At 54.5% G+C, this 24,723-nt stretch carries 19 protein-coding genes; 9 read left to right on the top strand and 10 right to left on the bottom strand.

Features of this window, described 5'->3' with window-relative positions; translation table 11 throughout:
- The first annotated feature begins 114 nt into the window (after positions 1 to 114).
- On the top strand, positions 115 to 2,709 hold the full coding sequence (locus tag ACR0A1_RS12835) for a hypothetical protein (RefSeq protein WP_480867803.1): 2,595 nt from the start codon (positions 115 to 117) through the stop codon (positions 2,707 to 2,709).
- Between the two features lie 330 nt (positions 2,710 to 3,039).
- Positions 3,040 to 5,055, top strand: coding sequence for a heparinase II/III domain-containing protein (locus tag ACR0A1_RS12830; protein ID WP_480867801.1), 2,016 nt, complete (start codon positions 3,040 to 3,042; stop codon positions 5,053 to 5,055).
- 204 nt (positions 5,056 to 5,259) lie between these two features.
- Here ACR0A1_RS12830 and ACR0A1_RS12825 read toward each other — a convergent pair whose 3' ends face one another.
- The 6 genes from ACR0A1_RS12825 to ACR0A1_RS12800 all read right to left on the bottom strand — a co-directional run bounded on the left by ACR0A1_RS12825 (position 5,260) and on the right by ACR0A1_RS12800 (position 12,100).
- Positions 5,260 to 6,177, bottom strand: a complete 918-nt coding sequence (locus ACR0A1_RS12825; protein ID WP_480867799.1) for a hypothetical protein — start codon at positions 6,175 to 6,177, stop codon at positions 5,260 to 5,262.
- A 4-nt stretch (positions 6,178 to 6,181) separates the two neighbouring features.
- A complete protein-coding gene (locus tag ACR0A1_RS12820) occupies positions 6,182 to 7,015 on the bottom strand; it encodes a class I SAM-dependent methyltransferase (RefSeq protein WP_170625645.1) in 834 nt (277 codons plus the stop codon).
- 13 nt (positions 7,016 to 7,028) lie between these two features.
- Positions 7,029 to 8,201: a glycosyltransferase gene (locus ACR0A1_RS12815; protein WP_480867796.1), complete on the bottom strand. Its 1,173-nt coding sequence runs from the start codon at positions 8,199 to 8,201 to the stop codon at positions 7,029 to 7,031.
- An 8-nt stretch (positions 8,202 to 8,209) separates the two neighbouring features.
- The gene (locus tag ACR0A1_RS12810; RefSeq protein ID WP_480867795.1) at positions 8,210 to 9,886 is read right to left on the bottom strand and encodes a hypothetical protein; all 1,677 of its coding nucleotides are present in this window, start codon (positions 9,884 to 9,886) and stop codon (positions 8,210 to 8,212) included.
- The gene (locus tag ACR0A1_RS12805) at positions 9,879 to 10,868 is read right to left on the bottom strand and encodes a glycosyltransferase family 2 protein (RefSeq protein ID WP_170395047.1); all 990 of its coding nucleotides are present in this window, start codon (positions 10,866 to 10,868) and stop codon (positions 9,879 to 9,881) included. Before ACR0A1_RS12805 ends, ACR0A1_RS12810 begins: the two co-directional genes overlap by 8 nt.
- A 278-nt stretch (positions 10,869 to 11,146) precedes the next feature.
- The gene (locus tag ACR0A1_RS12800; RefSeq protein WP_480562203.1) at positions 11,147 to 12,100 is read right to left on the bottom strand and encodes a LysR family transcriptional regulator; all 954 of its coding nucleotides are present in this window, start codon (positions 12,098 to 12,100) and stop codon (positions 11,147 to 11,149) included.
- A gap of 136 nt (positions 12,101 to 12,236) precedes the next feature.
- Here ACR0A1_RS12800 and ACR0A1_RS12795 point away from each other — a divergent pair, with 136 nt between their 5' ends.
- From ACR0A1_RS12795 to ACR0A1_RS12765, 7 genes are all read left to right on the top strand, one after another.
- Positions 12,237 to 13,244, top strand: a complete 1,008-nt coding sequence (locus ACR0A1_RS12795) for a TAXI family TRAP transporter solute-binding subunit (RefSeq protein WP_170394045.1) — start codon at positions 12,237 to 12,239, stop codon at positions 13,242 to 13,244.
- Positions 13,245 to 13,324: 80 nt separating this feature from the next.
- Positions 13,325 to 15,538, top strand: a complete 2,214-nt coding sequence (locus ACR0A1_RS12790) for a TRAP transporter permease (RefSeq protein ID WP_480751521.1) — start codon at positions 13,325 to 13,327, stop codon at positions 15,536 to 15,538.
- Between the two features lie 4 nt (positions 15,539 to 15,542).
- A complete protein-coding gene (locus ACR0A1_RS12785; protein ID WP_170511776.1) occupies positions 15,543 to 16,781 on the top strand; it encodes an FAD-dependent oxidoreductase in 1,239 nt (412 codons plus the stop codon).
- 24 nt (positions 16,782 to 16,805) lie between these two features.
- Positions 16,806 to 17,555 (top strand): aspartate/glutamate racemase family protein, encoded by a 750-nt coding sequence (locus ACR0A1_RS12780; protein WP_480867791.1) that lies wholly within the window; start codon positions 16,806 to 16,808, stop codon positions 17,553 to 17,555.
- Positions 17,556 to 17,655: 100 nt separating this feature from the next.
- Positions 17,656 to 18,384 carry a TSUP family transporter gene (locus ACR0A1_RS12775; protein ID WP_170635777.1) on the top strand — a complete coding sequence of 243 codons (729 nt, stop codon included), beginning with the start codon at positions 17,656 to 17,658 and terminating at the stop codon, positions 18,382 to 18,384.
- Between the two features lie 16 nt (positions 18,385 to 18,400).
- Entirely contained in the window at positions 18,401 to 19,417 is a 1,017-nt protein-coding gene (locus tag ACR0A1_RS12770; protein ID WP_480751524.1) for a D-cysteine desulfhydrase family protein, read from the top strand.
- A 116-nt stretch (positions 19,418 to 19,533) separates the two neighbouring features.
- Positions 19,534 to 19,878: a RidA family protein gene (locus tag ACR0A1_RS12765; protein WP_480867788.1), complete on the top strand. Its 345-nt coding sequence runs from the start codon at positions 19,534 to 19,536 to the stop codon at positions 19,876 to 19,878.
- Between the two features lie 446 nt (positions 19,879 to 20,324).
- Here the strand turns inward: ACR0A1_RS12765 and ACR0A1_RS12760 are convergent, their stop codons facing one another.
- From ACR0A1_RS12760 to ACR0A1_RS12745, 4 genes are read right to left on the bottom strand one after another with little or no spacing between them, the layout of a single operon-like run.
- Positions 20,325 to 21,413: a ferritin-like domain-containing protein gene (locus ACR0A1_RS12760; RefSeq protein ID WP_170394033.1), complete on the bottom strand. Its 1,089-nt coding sequence runs from the start codon at positions 21,411 to 21,413 to the stop codon at positions 20,325 to 20,327.
- Positions 21,410 to 23,314: a GMC family oxidoreductase gene (locus ACR0A1_RS12755; protein ID WP_480867786.1), complete on the bottom strand. Its 1,905-nt coding sequence runs from the start codon at positions 23,312 to 23,314 to the stop codon at positions 21,410 to 21,412. Before ACR0A1_RS12755 ends, ACR0A1_RS12760 begins: the two co-directional genes overlap by 4 nt.
- Positions 23,311 to 23,787: a hypothetical protein gene (locus ACR0A1_RS12750; RefSeq protein ID WP_480867784.1), complete on the bottom strand. Its 477-nt coding sequence runs from the start codon at positions 23,785 to 23,787 to the stop codon at positions 23,311 to 23,313. Before ACR0A1_RS12750 ends, ACR0A1_RS12755 begins: the two co-directional genes overlap by 4 nt.
- Positions 23,774 to 24,715: a hypothetical protein gene (locus tag ACR0A1_RS12745; protein ID WP_170422669.1), complete on the bottom strand. Its 942-nt coding sequence runs from the start codon at positions 24,713 to 24,715 to the stop codon at positions 23,774 to 23,776. The genes ACR0A1_RS12750 and ACR0A1_RS12745 overlap by 14 nt, the downstream gene beginning before the upstream one ends.
- Between the last annotated feature and the right edge of the window lie 8 nt (positions 24,716 to 24,723).

Here is a 24,723-nt window from a genome sequence, read left to right as displayed (position 1 = left end):
TCTTAACGTGTCCTGAACTTCTGACTTGTTACGCAAGTTGGGCCTGAATTCATCGGGCTAATAAAGCCGAAATACTTGGGCTGAAACAACGACAAGATGGGAGTCTGTTTCAAGATGAGTAATGGAACATATGAAGAATTTCGCGACGCTTTGCGTGCATTTGAATCTGGTTGGGATCGAGATCGATACGACGCAGGAATCATTCAGGATTGGCAGCTGAACCAATGGGCGGGAGGGGCCGTTGCCGACTTCTATCCAAGCTATTCCAGCTGGTCTGATCTAAGCAGTGATGAATGGGACGCGATGTCCTATCGCTCGATGAACTCGCTTGGTTTTGTTGGATATCAGTTCGGCGAGGCGCTGTTAATTGACCTCGGGTATTACACCGATGATGTCTATTATGGGAATGGCGCGGCTTCGAACACCTGGGATGGCACATGGACCGGTAAGAACGGGGTGAATTCGCTGGCAGAGTTCACAACCGCCGAAGCGCAGGAGCGCGCGATTCAAGAAGCGTTTGGCTACAATCTTCAAGTCATCGAAACCGGGCTGGGCTATCAGGGAGAGAGCCTGTCCGATTATCTCGGCGCGACACGCACTTATCTGGAAAATGGCCAGGCCGTCTCTGTCACGCTCAGTCTTACTGGCATAATGGCCGCCGCGCACCTGCGGGGGGCATGGGGTACGTTGGCTCTGCTTCAGGGTGGAAGTGTATCCAGCGATGAATACGGTACTTCGATCCTGCGGTATGTCTCGCAATTCGGCGGTTATGACGCGCCGAGTATCGAAGACGCTATCAAGGTATACACCGACGGTGTCTTGCCCACGGATACAAATGGCGGCACCGATAACGGGAATACGTCGCCGCCCGTTGTCCCACCGGTGATACATCCGGAACCCACGGAACCGACCGGCAACGGGACTGCTGACACCACAGAAGATACTGCGGATGTGGTGATTAACTGGGCTTGGGGCACGAATGCAACGATCCCGGATTTCGACCCTACGACCGATACGATCTTCATCGCATGGGTCGGTGCAGACGCGTTGGAGGTTGCCGAGGTTGATGGCGCGGTTGTGTTCTCGATCCCGTCCAATAACCAGGCCACGACCCTCAGCGGTGTGACACTTGCTGAGCTGAGCCCGGCAAACTTCACTATTCTGGACAATACCGCCGCAGCTGAGGTGCTTGGTCTGATAGGCACTGATGGTTCAATGCCGACCAGCGGTGGCGATGGTGGCGGAGATGGTGGTGGCGGTGGCCATAGCCACCAACATATGCACGTTATGCTGGGCCTTGCCAGCGAGGCACAGACGGTCGAAGGCTTCCTGCCCGCGATGGGAGATGTCATTGAAATCGGACCGGACATTGGGGCTGATAACTTCTCGATTTTCGAAGAGAGTGGGGACGCCCTGGGGCAGACCGTTAGAATTGAGCTGACATCGGGCAATGTAACCAAGCAGGTCGTATTCACGGGCTTTGGCCTGTCTGATCTTTCGCTCAGCAATTTCTCTATCACGGATCAGACGGTGTTGAACGAAGTGTCCACAGCTTTGGGGCAAGTTATCGTCTCGCCGGGAGACGGAGAGGGCTATGACCTCAGTTATAATGCAGACGGGTCAAACCCGCCCGCGATCACCGGCAATACAGACACGGGCGGGGTGAAATTCCGGGCCGATAGCAACGCTGACGACATAACCGGATTCCGCCCCGGTGTGGACGAGTTGGACTTTGGCGGTACGTCGGTTCACGGCATGATCGTCACCAAATCCAAGGCCGGCGAGATTGTTATCGACAGCCCATGGTCGGACGCGGCGCAAATCGTGCAAGGTGTCACCTTCCAGGACGTGACCATCGACAGCTTTGGTGTGGTCGGCAACGAACACCTCCGTCAGGATATAGGCGGCGTTCTTAGTTGGGAGCAGGGCGTAGGACCTCGCGATGCTGACACAGTCTATGTTCGCAGCCACGAATATGGTGTGCACGAAGTTATTGACGGTTTTGATCCTTCAACGATGAAGATCAGCTTTCTGTATTTCGGAACCCGCGAGCGGCTTAGCGTCGAGGACAGTGGCGATGGTCTGGTGATCTCATCCTTGCCGACCGGACAAAGCATCACGCTGACCGGCGTGACCAAGGCTGACCTGATCCCGGGTCTGGTCGAATTCCATTTTGATCAGGTGATGGAAGACAATCTCGAGGTGCCATTTGGCTTTGACCAGAACGATGTGACGTTGGTTGATCGCACCATACTGCTGACCCCACAGGCTTCTGTCGGGGCGACGACAGACGGTTATCAGACACGGGTCGGAGATCTGACAGGGGGATCGACCCAACCAGATATCGGGAGTGGAACCAACGAACCCGGAAACAGCTACACACCAGGAGTTGTGACCTTCGGCGCTGAAGCGGATGTGGCAGAGCTTACCTGGAACTGGGGGGAAAAGACCCAGATTATCGGTTTTAATGCCGATGAAGATATCATCGATTTCAACGCTTTGAGCGAAAGCGATGTGTCGGTCACCGAAATCGATGGCGATCTTATCTTTGAAGTTGTCGGAAATGGCGGCCATACCGTTACACTTCAGGATGTTCAGGCCGAGGATCTGGATCTTGGCAACCTGACGGCTGATGACTGGAACAGTGTTGCCGAAGCAGAAAGCGCCCTGACAGACCAACTTGAAGCGCTCGGCATGTCCATCGCCTGAAGCACTCCAATAAGTGGTTCCCGGTCTGCGCTAGGCCGGGAACGAAAACAAACACATGAAAATCGATGGGCTCTAGCCTCGTTTCCGGTTCGGTTCCGTGATCAAGTCATGCGATCATAATATTAATGCTCGGATCGCTTGCGCTAGGTCTTCGTGGCTGGCTTTCTTATAGGTTGTCCTTCCGGCTCTACTTAAACATTACTCCAATAGGCTGCCGGACGGAGCGTTTAGCATATCAATTTGCTAAGCCAAACTAATCGGATGTCTTTGACAGAATTTGGCCACCGCTGCAGAGTCGGGTTGCAGGCGTTTCCAGTGCGGAAGAAACCCATGATCGCAACCGTTAGAAGTGTGAATCCGATTAAAGCCCTCTTTTTGTTCGTTTTGTCCTTCGCTTGTTTTTGCGCTACAAGCGCTTTGTCTCAAAACTCAGTGCCGCAAGTCGTTCTAACGGATGAGATCGTGCAGCGCATAGAAACAGAGCGCGCAGCCGATCAGGTATTCGCGGCTGACTATCAGGCATTAATTGACAGTGCAGAAGCGCATTTGCAGTCGCCTACTATTGTTGAGGCAGTTCGGAATGGAGATGGTCAGCTTCACGAAGCTTTTCGTGGATTTGGACAACGTCCGGTCGAACGCCTCACCACACTGGCTTTGGCTTGGCGATTGACCGGTGACAGTCGATTTGTTGATCGCGCCAGAACCGAGCTCTTGCAGTTTTCGGAACTGGAAACATGGCAGCCTGCACACTTTCTGGGATTAAGCCGTGTCACATTGGCGGTGTCGCTCGGATACAGTTGGATTAGTGACAATCTGGACGAAGAGGATCATCAGACTATTCGATCGGCACTTGTTGAGAAGGGGCTGAAAGAAGCCGCAAAAATCTACGATCTGGATACGCTCTATTATGATAAGGGTTGGATCGCCCCCCAACGCTGGGTGAACCCAGTGTCTGTTCCCGCATCGCTTCCTGATGGGACGGCTACCGCAGATATCGCCTGGCCCGTTGCTTCCTTCAACTGGAACATCGTTTGCAATGCAGGAATGATCGTCGCTGCTCTGGTTGTGTCAGAAACAGAACCGGAACTGGCTGATCATATTATTGAGCAAGCGCAGGTTTCACTTAGAAATGGGTTGGCAATGTTTGCTCCGGATGGTGCATGGCCAGAAGGACCGATGTACGGGGCTTTGTCCGCCCGGGACGCGGCGGTGGCGTTTGATGCGCTTGTTTCCGTCCTCGGGCATGATTTTGATCTCTCTAGAATGGTAGGGTTGGAGGATTTTGGGGAGTTCCTGATCCATGCATCTGGGCCAACTGGCATGCTGTTTAACTTTGGAGACAGCGATACAAGCACTGACCTTGTTGTGTTGACCTGGTTGGCGTCGCGGTTCAATCGCCCGGGCTACGACATTAAAATGAATAGCAAAATGCGGTCTTCCCATCCAGCATTCGAGCTGATCTGGCAGCAGCGACGCAATAGTGAACCAATCACTGCCCGATCAACATCCTATTGGTCTGGAGGGCTTGGGATCGTAACCATGCGGTCTGGTTGGAATGACCCTACGGCCAGCTATATCGGCCTCAAGGCTGGGCCGCTTAGCAGCCATCACAATGACCTTGATGCGGGCACCTTTGTGCTTGAAGCCGACGGTGTACGTTGGGGGGTGGATCTTGGGCTCGGAAATTACCAATTGCCCGGCTACTTTACTGACAAACGTTTTGACTATTATCGAACGGCCACGATCGGGCAGAATACACTGACCTTTGACATGGCAAATCAAATCGAAACGGGGCGGGCCTATGTTGAGGAGTTGGCGCAGTTTCCAGGTTTCGATTTTGCAATCGCCGATCTTTCAGACGCCTATGGAAAGCCCAAGGGAACGGTCAGACGAGGCATAGCTCTTGTCGATGGAACGACAGTGTTGGTTCAGGATGAAATTAGCCCTGATCAACGGGGGCGGGTGGCGTGGGCAATGCATACCGAAGCGCAGGTAACAGTTGATGGCTCCAAGGCCACATTGCGTCAGGATGGGAAAGAACTAACCGCGCGCATACTGTCGCCGCCAAACGCCACCTTCTCTCAACTTTCAGCCAATCCTTGCGAAACGGCATTCAATTCTGAATGTGCGATGCAGAATCCGAATTCAAACGTTACACGGCTCATGATCCAACTTGATCTTGATGAAAGCGACAAGCGTGAAATCATTGCCGTTACTTTTGAACCTGACGCACAGGCCGCAAACAAGCCGGTCATCCCGTTAGGTGAGTGGCGATTGAACGCGACCCTCTCGAACGATGTTGAAAAAAAGCACATTGATCGGTTGCCTGCTGAAAACTCACGATAGGTTTGGGTCAAACTTGAACGACCTCAACCCTGGCTTTGGGCGATGCTGGGTGCGCTCAAGGAATGTAGTACGCACCAGAAGTCGCACTATGTTTGGAAACGAATAGAAGACGGCACCCTAGCGCCTGAAGCAGCGCATGGCGACCTTCAGATACGATAGACTCCGTTTCAAGTTGTCTGGCTGACCCGATCCAAATTATTAAGCCTATACAGCTTCGTGCTCACCACTGCTTAGATATCGGCGCAGGGTTACGCCAAGCCCAAACACAGCTACATCCCCCAGAACCGAGAGCGCGCGATGCGCGATCGCAGCGCTTAGACCGACTCCCTGATCAGTGAAAAGGCCAAGTCCGAGAGCAATAATTCCGTCTCGAATACCGATACCACCGGGTGCGCCCGGCATCAGAAAACCGATGACCCAGGCTGTCGAAAAGATTGCGATGCATTGCAATATACCGGCACCACCCTGAGGGTAGATCGCCCGTGCGACACACCAAAGTGACAAACCCAGCATCAAAAAGTTGAAGCTATGCAGAAACAACAGGATCAGGCATTTTGAAATTGTGAGCTTCGGTTTTCCCGCTTTGCGCCAGATTACAATCTGGCCAATCATGATGCAGGCCAGAATTCCGAAGAAGATGAATGTCATCTGTCCATCGAGCCAGGATCCTGGAAGGTCTGCAATTACTGCGGCGACAAGATCGGGCATGGTCAGAAGCACAATTCCGACGACCAGAGCACCGCTGGCGAGCAGAAAACCGATCTCGAGCAACAGAGATGACGCAATAATTGCGGATGGCACTCCATCATTCCGTGCGAGGGCGAAACGTCCCAAAAGGTGGGCAACATTGCCGGGGATGTATTTCCCGATCTGCGATACCATTAACTGACTTTCAGCGCGTGTGCGCGGTAGGGCAACGTCATAGATGTTTAGCGTCACCCCCCAAGCCACAGCACCTACGAGCTGCGACAGCACATAAAGGGTAAACCCACCTAGCAGTGCATAACGGGCGCGGCCTGACCCGAGGTCGAGCACTGCAATGTCTCCGGCGTGTCGAACCAGAATGATTCCGATGAAGATCAGGGCAGCAGCGGTGCCGATATAGCGCAGGGCGGTAGCCATGTGTTTACGTTTTGCGCGCCACTACAAGAAAACCATTTCCAAATTCGGTGTTAAGGAAAGGGCGTTGTAGCTGGAAAAAAAGCCGCATGACCGTGACTGCGGGTATGGAAGAAAACACAGGCCAGAAGCGCCGCTCAATGGAACGATCGCTACCGCTCTCGTTTGTAAGGTCGTTCGCTGTTTTACCAGATTTGGCGTTGGTTTCTAATATCTGCCCATAGGCCCGAGCACGCCAATACTCCATGATATTGGCCAAAGGAAAACCGTAGCACTCAATAGTTTCGACCGTGAAGCCGGCTTCCTGAACCGAATGTACTAAAAGTTCTTTACTGTAGCGTCGAACATGCCCTGCCCAAACGTCGGCCGCATTCCAGCGGGATGGGTGCGCAGGCGTCGACAAGATCATTGTTCCACCGGGTTTCAGATAAGTTTGCCATTCTCTCATGGCCTCAATATCTTGCTCCAAGTGCTCAATCACTTCAAATGACATGATCAGGTCGAAGGAGTTTTTCCAATCCGGGTCAAGCTCGGCCAAGAGTGTCATAGGGCTGGCTTGAGTGTTGAGCTTATCTGCCAGTTCAAGGGCCTGCTGCGAACGATCTACGCCATAAGCTTCAAAACCCTGTTCTGCCAGTTCTGACAATAGCGCAGCCGGTCCGCACCCGATGTCAAGCACTCTGCAAGGCATCAGATTTTTGAGATGCCGCATAACCCGATCACGCCTTAGAAGATACCGCGGCGCGGGCACCCAATTGGATTGCGGCAGGGCCGGGCCAAAGTGCCTGTGATAGATGGCAGAAGCACTATGCTCTGCGGAATTAATGGCGGTATCAGTCATGTCGACCACAGTTTTATCCGGCTTGAGGTGCACAATGAAACAAGTATCCGCAAAGAGTCCGCGCAATCTCATGCGGCTGGGCCATTTTCAGTTTGTCTTCAGGCATTACCGGATAGCCCTCGTGCCTCAATTCAGCGATGGCATCCAGCAGCGCTTCGGGATTTGAATGAGGGATAAGATTCACCCCGAGAGCTTCGGTGCCGAATGTTTCGATCATGGCAGGTGAGCTTCGGGTGATCACTGAACGCCCTGACAACAGCGCCTGATAAACCTTGTTCGGCACCACTGACGCAGCCTTGCCAGAGGCGCCAAAAATGCCGAGGCAGATGTCGGCATTTGAAATTGCCTCGGTCAGTTCCTCATAGGGAACCCACTTCTGCCAGGAGATATGATTATGCTCCGCATCCACCAGAGCTGTCTCGAGCAATAGGCGCTCTTGCCCGGTGCCAATCAGGTGCCAATTGATATCGCGACCTCGATCCGAGGTAGCTGCCGTCAATATCGTTTTAAGCCCATGCAGCGGGATGAGCTGTCCGTAAAACAACACTCTAGTGGGACCGTCGTGGCGCGCAGGAGGAGGCAGACGCTGGAAGGATCCCGGCTCAGCTCCCACCGGCACTGCTCCAATCCTGGATTCAGGCAAATTGAAGATCCGTGCAATATGCTCGGCATGCGCCTTCGTATCGAGCAAGACATGATGCGCTGCCCGACAGGCCAGCCATTCAGTGACCCAAAGCATCCGGCCCGGCAGTGACTTGGCTCCAACCATACTTCGATCGTTAACGACAGTGTCGTAAAGCGAAAGGAACATGTCCCAGGTGATCTGCCGCCGACGTAGCAGGGCAAAGGGCCACAACACCAATGTATCGAGCGCGCCAAGATAGGGAACCATCACTGCATCATGACGAGGCGCACGCAAATAATGCAGGATCAGAAGCGGATAGGCCAAGAGCGCGCTGAACAACACTCGGATCATTACAGCCATGTTCAACTGGCTTTTATCCGCGTGTTTGGGCCAAATCTCTGCGTGGATTTCAATTACTTCTACGCCGAGCTCTTGCAATCCAGTTCGGAGAATTCGAGTACGCGGTTTGCTGAGATCATATGTTCCCCAAAAAATCACCCGCTTGTTGCCGGGCTCAGATGGTATCGGAGTGGTGCTGACCACCGGAGGGGAAAGAGGCATATCGGCATTCATGGCGAAAGCACCCGGAAGCCGGTATAAACCTCTCGATCCAAGCTTTCTGGCGCAACCGGAGCCACACCAGTATCCCAGATCAGCCTGACAGCAACACCTTTCGGTCCGTTGATTGTTACTGCCTCGGCCCCAATGCTGAGAATGTCTCCAGATGCGACGGCACTTGTGTCAATCTGTACTGGCTGGCTGGTTTCGACCCGATACCGTCCGGGGAACGGAAGTGCCAATTCAACCGGTTCGCCGGTCAGCGTCACTGATCCACCGGCAAGCCAGATCGATCCCGAATAGTGCACATATGACTCGCGTAATATCTTGTGGTCCTCAGGCAGCAGCACAGGCTCGGCTCCATTGGCCGAACTTGGGTCCATCGTTAGCGTCAGAGCAGTTTTGTTGGCGATAAGTAGAGGTGGCTGCTGTTCTGCGATGATTCTGGCAAATACGGGCTGGCCCGCCGCCTGATAGCGTGCAACGCCCCAGCCTGACATGAAGAAACCAGGATTCGGGAAACTTGCGATCATGTGGCTGTCATCAATATAGGCGACCGGATCTGGGAACAGGCGATGAATTTCCGCAATAGTGGCGCGCTGGTTTCCTGCACGATCTTGCAGTGCTAGGGCAGCCTGGACAAAAAGCCCCGCAAGCATCACCATCACCAGTTGTGCCGAGCGTCGTGATGATCCAAGCCTCTGTGCTCCGATCGCGACGGCTACCATCAGGAGTGGGGTAGCGAAGGGGTAAAAATAGACAAAGGCATTGCGATAGATCACCACCGAGAGGAGCGGTGCAGCAAAGAGCGCAATCAGCAGAACCCGCCGAGCATTCCGACCGGCACACAGACCGATCCCCACAAGAATGATCTGTGGGAGGCTGAGCATAGCCCAACTCATGAATTCAGTTGATCGTGGGAATATGCCGCTTTTCAACAGCGTCGTATTCAGCGCGTCCTTTGCATTGTTTGCCGTCTGGTTGCCTTCGGCGACGCGAAGGCCAGACGCATGCCAGAGGTAGAATGACACGCAAATGCCAACCGCCAAGATACCCGTGATAGTGATGCGCCGTACCGCTATTCGATCTTCGATCCTCCATATCAGCACGGCCAGAAATGCGGGCAGATAGAGTGCCGATTTGATCGTAACCAGTACGGCCAGCGCGCTCAGAAGCGCTGCCGCCAGTGTTTGCCAGACAGACAGGCGCGTGGTCAGCAAGATTGCAATCGAAGAAGTCAGTAACGCCGCAGCAATGGGATCGGCACGGAAACTGGCGCCATAGGCCAAAACGTAGCCTGAAGTCAGGAAACCCAGAGCAGCGATATCGGCAAATCGCTGTTCGGTAAAATACAGGGCGATACGGTGCACAGAAATTGTGGTCAGCCCGACGCATGCAACCATCATAAGCCGGGCTGCAAATATCTGTTCCATCTCATGACCCGGCAGCGCATCGAGCCATGTGAAACCATGCACGAAGAAGGTCTGCATTGGACGGTCCAATCGACCGTCGAGGAAGGCATGGACATGTGACAGGAAATAGAATTCGTCCCAATTCACATTATGAGTATACGCCAGCACCAGCATAAACACGAAAACAACGACAATGCTCGCACGTACCACTCGATCAAGAGTGATAGCCCCTACCAATCCGGCGTTTCGCTGATCGCCTAGCGCCGGATTATCCATTCTCTACCGCCCTGACCGGGTCGAGGGAAATTACTTCAGTAGGTCTAATCGGCGCGCGCAGCAACTCTCGGGCCCGGATGTCTTCCAGCAGACTACGGTTGGTGGCGATAAGATCGGCCAGGATACCAACGGCGAACAGTATCGTGGCCATTGCCAGCAGCACACCGGACAGAACCAGCGACTGAACATGCCCAGCCCCCCCGTCTGTCGCGTAATAATAGAGAAATCGCCCAACCCCGATTAAGCCAGGCAAGGCGAATACTGCCGAAAGCGTCAGGAAGAACTTCAATGGTGCATAGATCACAAAAACGCGCAGAATAGTTCTTGCGGAGCGGGTGACATACTCTCCGATACCTCTGAACAGACGAGACGGGCGTGTTACCTTGTTGACCCGAACAGGCACCGAGGTCATCGGGATATGTTTGCGTCCGGCCTGAATGATGGTTTCCAGAGTGTAGGTATAAGTGTTGACAACACAGAGTCGGGCAGCGGCATCTCGGGAATAGGCGCGAAATCCGCTGGGCGCATCAGGGATTTCTGACTTGCTAGCCAGTCGCACGACCCAACTGCCCAGCCGTTGAAGGGTTTTCTTCAACGGCGAGAAGCCCTCGATCTCTCTGATCGGGCGAGCGCCGACCACGATTTGTGCCTTACGCTTCAGTATCGGATCAATCAGGGCCGGAATGTCGTCAGCGCAATACTGATTGTCTGCATCGGTGTTGACGATCACATCCGCGCCCAATGAAAGTGCATACTCGATGCCGGCACTGAACGCACGGGCGAGGCCGACATGGCTGCTCATTTCCAGAACGTGATCAGCTTTGGCGTTCCAGGCGACTTCAACGGTCCGATCGGTGGAGCCGTCGTCGATGACCAGTACTTCAACTTTGCTGACGCCAGGAATCGATCGGGGAATTGCCGCGATCGCTTCGGCAAGGGTTTCCTCCTCGTTAAGCGCCGGTATTTGGACGACAAGCATCATGATCATGCCACATTGATAACTATTGAGTGCAATTACATTTTATTTTGGGACAAAATTGTGTCCAAAAGGGGTAATTGTTGAGCCATCTGAAACGGTTGAAACGCTCCTTTGAAACAATTCGTATGAATACTCGATGGTTGGTGCGTCATCGGTGTCGACCGAAAACTGCGTTACTCTAAATCCGTGAATTGCGACCAGCCGTCTTTCTTCTCAAATCAACTTGACGCTGTAAATCGCTTCGAGCGATCAAGAGATCAACTCATTGGGGCCGATCAGTTTTACTCACGCCCGGCCTGGAAGATCCATTCTGTGTGAGGATTCGCCTTCACGTCTTCCAACATTTTTAAGACCTCGGCTTTCCATCCAGCTTTGATCTTTAAAGCCAGTTGAGACGGCGGCCGGTGGTTGGGTTCAAGGATCGCGTATTCATATCTGAGCGGTTTCTTGAATGGCAAAAAAGCGACCTTTCCGTCGGACAGGTTCAATTCTTGCTCGGTCACGACGGTCAGCGGATCAACGATGCTGCAACATTGCCCGGAGCTGACGAAGGGGATGAGCGGCTGAAAATACTGGCAGGTCACTGTCGGATTGTACTCAGCACCGACCTCCTCGAATTCCTGCCGGATTTTGCGCTGGAATGGGTGTGACGCATGCAAGCCGCCCATGGGCGTATCGTTCAGATCAGACAGTGTCAGGCTCTTGCGCGAAGCAAGTGGGTGGGTGCGGTCAATGGCACAGAAGCAATCTGCTTTGATTAGTTCGGCAGAGTACTGCGGTTCTTTGCCCGCTGAATGTTCGAAATCAGCAAATCCGAAGTCGATGTTCTGGGTCCCTGCAAGCTCCATAATCTGAGGTGAACTGCGGGTGGAAAGAGTGATGCGAATATCGGGGTTTTCTCCGACCGACTGGCTGATGAAACGCGGGAACAAAAAGGCGGACGGGCCAGGCATCGTTGCGATGTTCAGGCTGCCTGCATGCCCTTTGATCAACCCTTCCATTGTGCTGGAGATGGTGGCGAGACGGTCCAAAATGCCTGTGGTTTCGGCCAGAAGGTAGTGCGCTTCAGGAACCGGAACCAGGCGTCTTCCCTTGCGTTCAAACAGGGTCAGTCCCAGCGTTTTTTCCAAGTTTTTCAACGCAAGGCTAATCGCCGGCTGAGTGCGATTCAGTTTCTTGGCAGTTTGCGAGATAGAGCCGGTCTCCATCACTTCGCGAAACACTGTGAGCTGCATAAGGTTCATGGTTAATGTATAAATAAAACCTTAGTTTTGTGAAGTATAAAAAATTTGCATTTATGCGAATCGTCTCTACGCTGAGGAGATCGAATTCGGGAAAACCGAATCCAGCGATCCAACAACGGAGATGATTATGAAATTCGTGAAATGTTTGACTGGACTGGCCTTGGCAGGCGCGCTTGCCGCCCCTGCGCTGGCGCAGGATCCAACATTCTTCCGCATCGGGACCGGTGGCGCAGGCGGAACCTACTTCCCCATCGGCGGCACCATCGCCAACGGAATTTCCGCCCCTCCGGGATCGCGTCCATGTGAAGAAGGCGGCCAATGTGGCGTTCCGGGGCTGATCGCGATTGCGCAATCCACAACAGCGTCTGTATTCAACAACGCCGCCGTGCAGAATGGTGAGCTTGAGGCCGGTCTGGCCGCGGCTGATGTGACCCGATCGATGTATTTGGGTGAAGGCAAGTTCGAGGGTAAACCTCATCCCAACCTCCGCATCGTTGCAAATCTGTTCCCCGAGGATCTGCATCTCGTACTGCCCGCTGGTCAGACGATCAACGACCTGGGCGATCTGGAAGGCAAACGCGTCGGTATCGCACAGGCCGGATCGGGTACGCAGGTTGCAGTTTTGCAGATGCTCGACGCCTGGGGCGTGAATCGCGACAATATGGATGAAGCCGAACTGAACAACAGTCAAAGCGCCGAGCGTTTGGCTGACGGTCAGTTAGACGCCTATTTCTACGCTGCGGGCTGGCCAGTTGCCGCGATGGTACAACTGTCGTCGACCAAAGGCATGAACCTGCATTCGTTCAGCGATGAAGATCTGGCCAAGATCAACGAGATCATTCCGGCCTATATCCCTTCGGCTATTCCGGGTGGTGTCTATGAAGGCATAGATGCGGAAACCAAGACCCCTGCGGTCAGTGCTATGCTGGTTGTGTCCTCGGATCTGTCGGAAGATCTGGTCTATCAGCTGACCAAAGCCCTGTGGAACGACAACACCCGCAAGCTACTGGACAACGGCCATGCCAAGGGTAAGCAGATCACGCCCGATACCGCGCTGGATGGTGTAGAGGCGCTGGGTGTTCCACTGCATCCGGGTGCCGAGAAGTTCTACAAAGAAGCCGGACTTCTTCAGTAAACGCAACAAACTGAACCGTATCGTCGGTGCCCCTATGTGGGGCACCGCACACTGGAACTATGCGAAATCGGGAGGCCATCATGTCCGAGACCCAGAAACTTGATGACCACGAATTGACAGCCGAGGAACTAGCGGCCATCGAGGAACAGTTCGATGAAGGTGCCGCCGTCCGGCAGGTGACGCCCACCGCTGGAAAAGTTCTCCGTGTTGTGGCCCTGATTTTAGCGTTCTACGAATTCTTCACGGCCGGATTCGGCCTGCCCGCAGACCACTGGCACATGGGCATCTACCTCGCCCTGCTGTTCATTCTGGTCTACGCCACAATCCCGATTGTCGGGGCCAAAAGCCTTTATGCCCTTAAGGTCAGCCGGTTCCGCATCGGTAACATCCCATTATATGACCTGGTTTTCATGGCGCTTGGCATCGTTGCCGCGCTTTACGTCGGTGTTGCCTGGCGCGGCATTCCGTTTCTCGGAATCGAAGAACAGACCTTCCGAATGGGCAACCCAAACAACTACGACGTGTTTCTGGGCGTCATCATCATCCTATTGGTGCTGGACATCGCGCGGCGCACGCTGGGTTGGGTACTGCCACTGATCATCTGTGTGTTCATCTCATACGCCCTGCTGGGGCCATATTTTCCCGGCCTGCTGCAGCATCCAGGCGTGAACTTCAAAACCTTCGTCTCGTCGATGTATTTCCCGCAGGAAGGTATCTACGGCGTCACGCTCTGGGTGGTTTCGACCATCGTATTCCACTTTGTTTTGTTTGGGGTCATCGCTCAGCGCACCGGGTTGGGGCAGCTGTTCATCGACAACGCGACTATACTTGCGGGCCGTTATACTGGCGGTCCGGCAAAGGTATCAGTGGTTTCCTCGGCTTTCTTTGGCACGATCTCGGGCTCATCGGTGGCCAACACCGTATCGACCGGCGCGTTGACCATTCCCAATATGAAGCGTCTCGGATACCCGGGCCATTTTGCGGGCGGGGTTGAGGCTGCGTCTTCTGCTGGTGGCCAAATCACTCCGCCGATCATGGGCGCTGCGGCCTTCATCATGGCCGAGTTCCTTGAGGTCCCCTACACCACCATTGTAATCGCGGCGATCTTCCCAGCAATTCTGCACTATGTCGGCGTCTTCGCTGTGGTGCACCTGATGGCACGCAAGCTGAACCTGAAGGGTCTGGCGAAAGAGCAACTGCCGCAACTCAAAGCCGTCTGGGCGGAAGGCTGGGCCAATATCGTGCCACTGATCGGCCTGCTGGTGGTGCTGTTTACGGGCTACACGCCGTTCATGTCCGCTTTCTGCGGTATTTCTCTGGCGGTTATCGCGGGCATGTCGCGGATTAAGCAGCCGCCAACGCTGGTCTATGCCGCGGCTTTCCTGGCTTTTGTGCTTTGGAAATTCTCGGATGGCGGGTTCGACCTGACGATGACCGCAATCCTCTGTGGCCTGTCGGTTATTGCCACGCTGAATCCACAGAAACGGATTGAAGTGCCCGAGATGCTGCAGGCGGTCGAACTGGGCGTGAAGTACTCGCTGGCCGTTGGTGCCGCAGCGGCTGCGGTTGGCATCGTGGTCGGAGTGATCAACACCACTGGCATCGGCTTTCGCATTGGCTTCATGGTGACACAGGGCGCGGGCAATCTGGCGTCAGATATCTACAACATGATCTCGTTCGGCAGCTTCCAGCTGTTTGCCATGGAAGACCTGCAGCTATTCATCTCACTGGTCTTCATAGCCATCGTCTGTATCCTGATGGGCGCAGGTATCCCGACCACAGCGTTGTACATCATGCTGGTATCGGTCGCACAGCCTGCACTGGCGCAGCTTGGCGTGCCGCCCATCGCCAGCCACCTGTTCGTGCTCTATTACGGCGTGGTGTCCGAGATCACGCCACCGGTCTGTACGTCAGCCTACGCGGCTGCTGCAATCGCCAACTCGAATCCGTTCCGCACTGGCCTGTCGGCATTCACTCTTGGATTGGGCAAGGTGATTGCGCCGATGGCTTTCGTATATGCGCCAGTTCTGCTGTTCGTATCCTCAACCGGCTTCAATTTCTGGGAGTTCACTTACACCGCCGCCAGCTGTATCGCCGGGGTCATCGCCCTGTCGGCTGCGGTTGTGGGCTACTGGCTGAAACCGATGAATGTTGCGGCGCGGATTCTGATGGCCCTTGCGGGGATTATCTTTGTCGCGCCCAGCCTGACGGCAGACCTGATCGCGCTGGCCGTTGCCTCGCCTGTCATCGTCACCCAATTGATCGCGCGCAACCGCAGTCAATCTCCGGCCTGAACTGATGACAGAACAAGTGACCATCATCGGCGCAGGAATCGTCGGCATCTGTTGCGCTTTGTCGCTGCAGGAACGGGGCATTCAGGTTCGGCTGATCGATCGAGGTGAGCCGGGTCAGGAAACCTCGTTCGGGAATGCTGGTGTGGTTTCGCCTTGGTCGATCATTCCGCAAGCAATGCCCGGTATCTGGAAAATGCTGCCCAAAATGCTGCTTGACCCAAAGAGCGCGCTGTCAGTCAGGCCCAGCTTCTGGCCCAAAATGATTCCTTGGGGGTTGCGATTTCTCGGAAACTCAGGAGAAAAAACTGTTCGCGAAGTCTCGGACGCAATGGAGGTTCTTTGTCGCCCCTCCGTCGATCTGTACCGGCGTCATTTACATGGTACCGGGCACGAGAACCTGATCACCGATAGCTATTACATCCACGCCTTTCGCCGACCAGAACAGGCTGATCTGGACGGGCTTGGATATCTTATCCGCCGAGAAAAAGGCGGCGATCTGGAACGCGTCGACGGAGACGAACTGCGCCGATTGGAGCCCGCTATGTCCGAAGCGTTCAAAGGTGCGATCGTGATCAAAGGGCAAGCGCGTGTAACCGCTCCGGGACGTGTGGGAGCGGTTTTGGCCGAAAAGGCGCAAGTGCAAGGTGCTGAAATTGTGCAAACCGAAGTCACCAAGCTTACCCCCGCAGAAGAGGGTGGTTGGCAGATTGCAACTGCGCAGGATACGCTAACCGCCAGCCATGTTGTTCTTGCGGCAGGCGTATGGTCTGCCGACCTGTTGAAACCATTGGGATTGCCTATGCCTCTCGTGGCCGAAAGGGGCTATCATGTCGAATTCCCAACCCCTGCGGTCGAACTGAACAACTCGGTCATGGATGTGGATGCAAAGGTGGTCGCAAGTTCGATGCTTGGGGGGCTTAGGGTCGCCGGTACGGCTGAATTCGGCAGCGCCGATGCACCCGCTGACCCACGGAAGAAGCAAATCCTGTCCCAACAGGCCAAGGCCATGATGCCCGAGCTTGATACAGGTGAGGCGCGGTTTTGGATGGGTCGGCGCCCGTCATTCCCGGACAGCTTGCCCGCAATCGGGCAAGTAAAAGACCAAGAGGGACTCTGTGCAGCGTTCGGGCATTCTCATTACGGGCTGATGATGGCCCCGAAAACCGGCGAGCTAGTGGCGGATATCGTCTCGGATCGCATCCCGAATATCGATCTAGCACCGTATACACCAACCCGGTTTTGAACTTTCAAATCAAAGAAGGACCTGATGACAATGCCAATTTATCAAGGCGGCCAGAATATCTGCGGGGCCTCAATCGGTGTGCTTTGCCTTGAAAGCTATTTCCCAAAGCCACCGGGCCATATCAAGAACCCGTCCAGCCTGCCATTTCCGGTTCTGTATGAAATGATCGACGGGGTGACTGTCCCGAAACTTCTGAACAACCCTACGCCGGAATTGCTTGAACCCTTCATCGAAGGTGCCAGACGGCTTGAGGCCGAAGGCGTGCGCGCCATTACCGGCAGCTGTGGCTTTCTTGCGCTGTTTCAAAAGGAACTCGCGGCAGCGGTTTCTGTTCCCGTCTTTGCCTCCAGCCTGATCCAAGTGCCGCTGGCTTATCACATGACCGGCGCGAACGCTCCGGTGGGTGTTTTGACTGCAGACGCGTCTGCTTTGACCGCCCGGCATTTTGAAGGCGTCGGTGCCGCCGGTGTTCCGGTGGCGGTGAAGGGACTGGAGGACACTAGTGAATTTGCAGAAGTGATCTTGCGGAATACCCGCACCCGTATGGACACAGACCTGATCGAGGCCGAGGTCCTGAACGCAGCCCGTAGCCTGATGCTTGAGGCCCCTGATATCCGCTCGCTGGTTTTGGAGTGTACAGACCTGCCGCCCTACGCATTGCGCCTTCAGGAAGAACTGCGCCTTCCCGTGTATGATCTGACGACACTTGCGCAAATGGCACATTCCGTAGCGGCCCGCGAGCTATACTCTGGATTGATGCCCTGGCAGCGTTAGTGCGTACCAATCAATTCGAATGAAGGAATGACATGGACCATGGCCGTAACCTCAGGATATCTGAGGTCTTGCAACAATGCCAAAGCTGCAGGAGTGCTATGTGACCATTGATCTGTCTATTTTGATGGCCGCCATTTGCCTCGGGGCAATGCTGCAGGTTGGCGTGGGCATCGGTTTCAGTATCATCGCGGGTCCCCCGATGATGATCCTGCTCGGCACCTCGACGGCAGTTCCCATATTGCTGTTGCTGAATACCCTTGTGTCGATAGTCGCGACGGACCGTCATGTACTAAAGAACAACAAGCCACTCATTCTTAATGCGATCATCGCATGTTGTGTCGGTGTAGCTGCCGGTCTTACTGTTTATCCGTTGTTGAACGAGGCGTTTGTTCTGGCCTTGACGGCCTGCTTGTTGTTGATCGGTTTAATCACCACCCTGCTTCCCTTGCGCGGCACAATCGGGCGTTTTGGGTTTTCAGCCATTACAGGACTGTCCGGGCTTGCGACCGTCTGGGCAGCAACACCGGGCCCACTTATGGTGTTTGGTTTGATCGCAAAGGGCCGTTCAGCAAAAGAGGTGGCCAAGCTGGTGCAACCCATCGCGCTGGTGGCTTATGGCATTGCATTCCTGTTGCACAGCCTGTCCGAAACGCAGGCCATCACATACGGGCCGCAACTGCTCGGCTTTGTCATAATCACGCTGGTAGGCAGCCTGCTTGGACGGGCAGGGGGCCCTTACTTGCCGCAATCGGTCGTCATAGCCGCGATCCGCGTGGTTTCTTTCATCGCTTGCTGTGTCCTGTTCCAGCGCGCCTATATGATTGCATAATCCCGGGAGGTACACGATGCAACGAAACGACAATCTGGAGAGATTTCCTCGCGCCCGGCTTATGTCGGGCCCGACACCTCTGGAACGTTTGGACAGGTTGTCGGCGGAATTGGGGATCGATCTCTGGCTCAAGCGCGATGATCTGACGGAGCTTGTGTTTGGCGGCAATAAAACACGGCAGCTCGAATTCTACCTCGGCGATGCTCAGCAACAAGGTGCCGATACCATTCTAATCACCGGTGCTGTTCAGTCCAATTTTGTCCGATCTGCAGCTGCGGCGGCCGCTAAGCTGGGGATGCAATCCGTGCTTCAATTAGAAGAGCGTGTCCCAGATATGGACGAAGAGTATTACAGGTCCGGGAACGTATTTTTGGCACAGATTCTGGGTGCCGAGCATATGAGCTATCCCGAGGGCGAAGACGAAGCTGGGGCCGACGCGGCATTGCACGCGCGTGCTGACGAATTGAAGGCCCAAGGCCGCACGCCATACGTCATTCATCTGGGCTTGAATCATCCACCTCTGGGGGCGTTGGGCTATGTCGTTGGCGGACAGGAATTGTGCGCCCAGATGCCCAGTTTCGATGCGGTGGTTGTGCCGTCAGGCAGTGGTGCTACGCATGGCGGTTTGCTAACCGGTCTAGCACTGGAAGGCAGCACGGCCCCGGTATTTGGAATATGCGTGCGCAGAGATCGCGAGAAGCAACACGCCCGCATGATGATCGTTCTACAGAAACTTGCAAACTTGCTGGATGTTGATGCCGCTCTATTGCAGGCGCGGATCGATGTCTATGACGATGCATTGCCGCCAGGTTACGGCAAAGTGAACGCAAGAACGCGTGCCGCTCTGGAAAAAATGGCACGGACCGAAGGGGTTTTCCTCGACCCGGTTTATTCCGCCAAGACATTCGCCGGTTTGATGCATCTGGTTGAAAGCCAGAAGATTAAACAGGGTCAGAAGGTCATTCTGCTGCACACCGGCGGGCTGCCGGCCCTTTTTGGATATCAAAATGAACTGGCGGACAATCTGACTTGAATGAACCTCGGCCTCGTAATGCCGGCTTCTGATCTATGGCTCCCATTGGCATTTCAACGCTTGTGCCGTGGGCAGCTCAAATCACTGCTAAATTCAACAATGAGAAAGTACAAGTTATGACAATCACCCGCATCGAAACCGGTCAGCGCATGAGCCGGATCGTCAAACACAACGGCGTTGCCTACCTGTGCGGTCAGACTTCGGACGCGCCGACCGTGGCAGATCAGACGCAGGCCATTCTGGCCAAGGTTGAGGATCTTTTGCAAAAGGCAGGCAGCGACAAGACCCGCATCCTAAAATGCGAAATCTGGTTGGCGGATATGGCAGACTTTGCCGAGATGAATGCCGTTTGGGACGCTTGGGTGCCCGAAGGCCACGCGCCCGCCCGCGCCTGCGGAGAATCCAAGCTCGCCCGTGATGAATTGAAGGTCGAAATGATCGTGACGGCAGCTTACGACTGAGCGGCGGCTGATTGCGGTTAATAGGGCCGGTTTTCTGGGCCTTTGCAAGTCCAGTCCCTCGGAGATTGAGCTATTCACGGTCCAGAAAACACCCTAGGTCTTCGCTTCTGCGTTCGTGTGCCCACATTTGCGTCTCTGAAAGCGATTGCTGACGGGAGATGACGGCGATGCGTTAGTTTCGCAGTTTCACCACCAACTGGCATGTGATGCGCGCCCGGTGGGTTCATATCGATTGACCGAAGTCATCGTCGTGGATTCAAATCCTCACGCATCCTGGGTGAGTCAAGAAACAACGCACGATAAATAGCGCTATTCGAGTGCTATTTCAGATCATTTTGGCCGATTCAGGACTTCGCTATGCTGCTGTTAATACAGCAAATTATTGCTTTCCGAATTTGACCAAATAGCTGCGGCGTGTATTCATCGACTTGCAACGAAACGAGCGATCAACTCTTTCTCTTTGCAAGATACGTCCAGGTTGGTCCGGCAGTTTCCCCTGATCCATCCGGCAAAGGAATACGCATCAATTTCTGCGCCAGAGACTTGATGTCATACATTGCTGGGACCAATGACCTTAGCGCAGTCTTGTCCGTGTTGAACGCGATGTGCAGACCATCAAGCAGGCCGGACCAGGCCGCGTTAAATTCAGCAGATATTTCTGCGATCTCTGGCGCGTTTTTGAAGTCCTTTTCGGACGGATCATCCCGCATCGGGGATACCGCGCTCCAATCGACGATGAGGTCGCCACCGGTGGGCGGGCCGTCTATGCTATCATCTGGCTTATAATACCGGCTGTGCAGGATTTCGTTGAATTTGAAATAGTGCGCAACATCCTCGCGGTGGTCAGGGCCAGGGATGATGTCATTGTCGCCAGCTCTGTGACCAAGGTCTGCGCCTTCCCCTTCATCCATGATTTTCTTTATCGCCTTCAGCGCGGCCTTACGGCGCTGCGACGGGGTGCCAATCACCTCGATCACCTCACCTCCAGCACCGAAATAGTCGGCGTCGGTGATTTGTCGTGCCTCATTACCAGTAAAAATCGCGGCATCCCCATAAGTATCACAGGCTTTGCGCAACCTTTCCCGGATGTAGATGTAAAAACCTCCGATCGTATGATAATCACCGCTTTTCGCAGCTCTTTCATCTTTTGGTGCCGTTTCAACCGCACGAAAGCTCTTGATTTGGTCTGGCGTAAACCTGCGCAGATAAACAGTTGGACCGCGCCCGTTTAGCAGTGGCTGGGGGTATTTGGGTAGCAGCTTAGGATTGTTCAGCTCCGGAGTTCCGCCTATCGAATTCATGACATTCGCCGCAAGAACCATGTGCAGCATTTCTTCGACCATAACCTGCCGGATCACTTCGATGGGTTCGGCGTTTACGATTGTTGGCTCAGACCGGTCATACTGGCCTTGTTCGAGGATCGAATAACACGCAGTCGCATAGGGAGGAATGGTAGTGAGTTCAAGAATAAGCGCGTCCTGAAACAGTTTACACAGTGTCGCGCGCTCTTTCTCCAATTTGTCTTTCGAGGTCATTTTGCACCCCCTTTCCGAACAGCATCCGATATTGCTCTGGAGGCTCGGTAAGCCATTGCCGACATCGTGAGTGTCGGGTTCGATGTTGCGATTGTTGGCATCGATCCGGCGCCTACCATCCACAAATTGTCGTGATCCCAGGTTCGCATTACGTCATTAGTCACCGAATTGCGCGGGTGCGTTCCGATCCGATGGGTTCCGACAAGATGACCTGCGCCAAAGAACGTGTATCCCCGGCCGTCATAGGTGAAATATCCGGCGTCAGATGGGTTGTAGGCCGTGTGGTTTCGAATGCCCAGGCGCTGAAAAATCTGGGTGCAAGTGTCATAGGCAGTTGCCAAACCGGCCCGCGAATAGTCATCCAGATCATAGCTGATCACAGGGCGATATTCACCCATCGGTGTGCGATAGGCGGGATCAATCGTGACTCGGTTGGTCGAGCGGGGCAGTTGTTCGACCATCGTGCCGATGCGAACCTGTCTTTGAACATCGTGATATAATTTGTCACGAAGCGCTTTGCCAAAGAGGTTCTCCTGTTCAACAGAGCGCGCCACATCCGTGTTTGGGGCCCCGGTGGCAAAGTTCCAGCCCCAGTTTCCGATCTCGAGCCTATGCGCGGCAGTTCTGTCACGAAAGGTCCCGTCCCGGAAATTGGCGTAGCTTGACGTCGATCCCGGCCCACGAAACGGACCAACCGGCTCGGGCGCGGAACCCCAAGTCATCATGTAGGGATGATCCATCAGGTTGCGGCCCAATTCGCCGCTGGTCCGACAAATCTCGGAAGCCAGCGCGAGTGTCACGTTTTCCACCGCACCACCGGCAAGGACGTATTGTTTGCCTTTGGCCCGGCGCAATTCGTATTGCGCGACACCGGGGAACGGGTATTTCTTGTAGACGATACCCGAAACCCGACCGCTTTCGGCAAGCTCGACCTTGGACGCCACGGCTTGCGTGATGGTCTTCATGTGATGTTTGCGAATGTGCTTGGCATCTTCCAGCGTCTTCATCGCATTGTATTTTGCCTGGATTGGGCAGATCGGGATGCAGCTTGAGTTGCCCTCGCATCGTTGGCCCATATAAGCAAATGGACCGGTCGATCCTCGCGGGCGAAACTGATGCCTCATCTTACGGCCCACAGGTATGCCATTGGCATTTTTTGGCTTGCGCGGGGTTGAGTTGCGGCCTTGTGGAGTGCGTGAGACTTTCAGTCTAACTGTATCTTTAGGGTCTTCGCCAATTTCAATGGGCATGCCGTCTGCCCGGGCAAAGAACCCGTCGATATAAGACGAGGGTATCGAGTGCATGGGGAAGTCATATCCTTTAGCAAAGTACCCCCGGTTATCATGCTTGCCCGAGGTCTTTATTCCCAATGCTCTGGGTGTCTGTTCCTCGGCGTCCGCAGAGACGCCGATTTCCCACTCGGCTCTTTCATAGTCGGATCGAATATCCTTGTAGCCAAATGGCCAATCGACCCCTTGGCCGAACCTGCTCTGCATTTCGAAATCTGCGGGCATCATCCGAAGGCTGGTGCCCAGCCAATGCAAGGAGGTTCCGCCATAGGCACGCAGATAGTTGCTGCCGAAGGGCAACGGGCCACGTTGAACAAAGTACCCGTTCGTGTCCGGTTCGGTGCCGCGAACCGCCGTAATGTCCAGCACCGAAGGTGACGGCAAAGTCGGCAGATCCGGATAGGGTGAGTTCGGTGTTTTCGCCAACGAGAGGTAGTACTGATCCAGATAGGATCGGTAGGTCTCCCACGTTTTACCGTGATCTGCACCGGCCTCGAGGATCAGAACTGTATGCCCTGCTGACACAAGCTCTTTCGCCAGAATGGCACCGGAAAATCCTGCCCCTACAATGACCACATCATAGGTTCTGTCGTCGTCTGTAATCGCGTTCATTGGCCCGCCTCCCGTTTCCGAGGAGGTTCAAGCGCCCAAGCACCAAAACCCTGCTGCTTTGCCCCCATGGGATGGGCACCGATGGCGTCCCAGACCAACCCTTCCTTGTACGAGCGTGTCGAGATGATCTTGACCACATCAAAGCGAGAAGCGCCGTAGCTTTCGCGCCATTCTTGCGAAAGCGGGACCCACTGACCCGTGTACCAAAGCTGAATCAGCGAACGTGCAATCGGGCCAAGGCACCTGTCCGACAGGTATGTTTGGCGGATAATCTGATCATCGTCCCCTTGGCCGAGGGATTGAGCGTGAGACAGAAACCGGCTCAAAATCTCTTCTGGTAGAACCTGTCGGAATTGATGCCAGTATTCCCCGGTGCACCCGGTCCCTTGCAACTCGGCACTATTGTAACCCGTCAATGCCGCGCTGACCGTCAGGAAGGCCTGATGGGCGGGACTGTTGTCATGCTGTGTCATGGCGGTCTCCATCAATGGCATCCACGTAGAACCCGCGCGGCTCGAAGCAGGCGGGGGGGCTTTCAAAAACCTGTACGGCGACAGGGGTGAAGTCGGTGAACAACCGATGCATGTCCCGTGTCATCGGGAAATCGTTGTTGCCGAGTTTCAGTTTGAATGTCTTGGCGATGCGCTTGCCGTCCTTGTTGTTCAGCATTGCAGTTTCGAAGAGGCCCGAGATTGTCCAGCGGGTCCAAACAGTGCGGCCAAGACCGGTCGCGAATTCTGGGATCGGAGTGCAATTTGTTGTCGTCCACTGATTACCACTGAGCTTTCCCAAATCGGCGGTCAAATCGTAGACGATGGTTTGCGGGTCGTCGGGGTTGACCAATTGAATCCACCAGGATTTCGGAGAGATTGGCGGATGGCCTTTCATCTTGGCGTTCAGCGACGGCACTTTGTAATTGAACTGCCCCAGAAACTTGGGCTCGCCAAAGGCCTGACGCCCAGCCTTGACAGCAACCGCATTGTCTGCGGCTACGTGTATTCGCAGATGCCCGATGGTCTTGGTCTGATCGCGGCCGTGCAGATACTCGGTCAGGGACATCTTCGGAACGCCGGGCACCCGGTTCGAAGGGTAAGCCAGAAGGTTAAATTCAACCTCGTTCACAAAGCCCAAGGAATTGTCATAGTGGGCGGTGTAGCGTTGAAAATTCAATAGAATGACAGCTTTGTTCTTTCCATTTTCATCGGGGAACTCCGCCACGCACAATCCTGTACCCTTGACGAAGGGTTTGGCGGCTTCGACCGAGGTATACCAATACATCCATTGGCATTGCAGAGAGGCATAATAGAAGGGAAACGTATCAAACTGCTTGGGCAGTTTTGGCATGACACCGGTGACATTCGTCTGATGGCAGCGGTCACCTTTTGATTTCTTCTTAGTCATAATGGCTA

It is taken from the genome of Ruegeria sp. D6, assembly GCF_056534365.1.
Note: the sequence above shows the minus strand (reverse complement) of the source record. Positions and strands in the feature narration are given on the sequence as shown.